2 protein-coding genes are annotated in these 1,999 nt (G+C 38.2%); one reads left to right on the top strand and one right to left on the bottom strand.

Annotated elements, in window-relative coordinates; genetic code table 11:
• Nucleotides 1-1,354, bottom strand: a 1,354-nt coding sequence (locus GGR08_RS07835; protein WP_183194743.1) for an ABC transporter transmembrane domain-containing protein, incomplete at its 3' end; no start/stop codon positions are given.
• Nucleotides 1,355-1,539: 185 nt separating this feature from the next.
• Between GGR08_RS07835 and rpmE the strand changes: the two genes are divergently transcribed.
• A complete protein-coding gene (rpmE, locus tag GGR08_RS07840) occupies nt 1,540-1,761 on the top strand; it encodes a 50S ribosomal protein L31 (RefSeq protein WP_183194744.1) in 222 nt (73 codons plus the stop codon).
• The last annotated feature ends 238 nt before the right edge of the window (nt 1,762-1,999 follow it).

Raw genomic sequence — 1,999 nt, forward strand, 5'->3', positions numbered from 1 at the left:
TAATATTATCCCGCAATGTTCCATCAAAAATAGCAATATCTTGCGGAACATAAGAGATTGAATTGCGTAAATCTTGCAAAGAAAGGCGATTAATTTCCATGCCATCCAACCGAATTGTTCCACTTATCGGATCATAAAAACGAAGGATCAAAGAAAAAATAGTGCTTTTTCCTGCCCCTGAAGCCCCAACAAAAGCAACTGTTTCTCCTGCTTTTACAGAAAAGGAAAGTGAGCGTAAAATCTTTTCTTTTGCTCTAGAAGGATAGGTAAAATCGACTTTCTCAAAAATAAGTTCTCCCTGAACAGGTTGCACCAATGATAACGGATTTTTAGATGTTAAAAGTGTAGGTTGCTCTTGTAATAATTCGGCAAGCCGTTCAGCAGCTCCTGCTGCTTGGATTAATTCCGCTCCCAGTTCTGATAATTGGGCAAAAGTAGAAGCTCCAAAAACCGCATAAAGAACAAATTGTCCTAATGTTCCCCCTGTCATTGTTCCATTCAAAACATCGTGTGACCCAATCCATAAAACAGCAACTACACTGCTAAAAACCAAAAAAATTGCAAAACCAGTAAAAAAGGACCGCAAGATAACAGAAGTCCGTGCTGTTTGAAAAGCACGTTCCACTAACTGTGAAAAACGTGTCGATACGAGTTCTTCAGCGGTAAAGGCTTGCACAGTGCGTATAGCACTTATCTGTTCTGTCGCGACAGCATTAGCATCTGCGAGCCGATCTTGTGCTACACGTGTCCGCATACGAACTTTACGCCCAAAGAACACTAAGGGAATGGCAACAAAAGGAATGGTAGCTAGAACTAGCAAAGATAATTTAGCATTGGTGATCACCATCATTACGACAGCTCCAATGACTATAATTAGTTGACGCAAAGCAGTGGAGGCAGTCGAACCAACGGCCAATTTTATTTGTGTGGTATCTGTTAAAAGTCTTGAAACAATTTCGCCTGAATGTGACCGATCAAAAAAAGCAGGAGAAAGTTTCATAATATGAACAAACATATCGCGCCGTAAATCAGCAACAAGCCGTTCTCCTAATGTAATAACACAATAGTAGCGAGTTGCTGAAGAAAATGCGAGAAAAAAAGCTAAGACAAACAAAATTCCGAAGTAAAAATTAATATGGCCATGGCTTGAAGTAGAAAACCCATGATCCAACATTTGGCGGATAGCGACCGGCAAAGCTAAGGTGATAAGAGCAGCAGCAGACAAAGCAAAAAGGGCAAAGATAAATAACCAACGATAGCGTAAAAGATAAGGAAAAAAAATTGCAAGTGAAGAAAATGAAGATTTTCGAGGGGACGATTTTGTAGATTTTTCAGAATGATAATGTAACTTCATAAAATTTTTCTCACTCTATTGGATTTATTACACTTGACACAATGATACATCTTGCATACTTGTTTTCTGGTGCATGCTCAGCTATAGAAATAAAAATTTTAATCAATGTATCAAAAAGACAAAGGAAGCGCACTTAAAAAATCGAAGAATGCTCTTTCGTTCTATAAATGTAAAAGGTTTGACGCATGAAAGCGAATATTCATCCCAACTATCATAGAATTACCGTTGTTATGACGGATGGAACTCAGTATACGACGCGTTCCACTTGGGGAAAAGAGGGTGATACCCTTAATCTAGATATTGACCCGAGAACACATCCAGCATGGACAGGCGGATCCCAAACACTCGTGGACCGTGGCGGTCGTCTTTCTAAGTTCAAAAATCGTTTTGGTAATATTGGTATGTAAAGCCCCCTTCTCAGAGAGTACAAAGATTCTAAACAAAACGAGAGGTTTTTTGTGCCTTAAAGAGGGTATTTTAAAGATTAATTCAAAAACGCATACAACATAAACAAATAGGTCTTAAACACTTATTCAATCGTGGTGGCTGCGTTTCTAAACTCAAAAATTATTTTGAAATATTGAGTATGATTCTTTTCCCTAGAGTATAAAGATTTCAAATAAAGTAATTGCGAATAACCCATCT

Source organism: Bartonella fuyuanensis, from assembly GCF_014197255.1.
GTDB lineage: Bacteria > Pseudomonadota > Alphaproteobacteria > Rhizobiales > Rhizobiaceae > Bartonella > Bartonella fuyuanensis.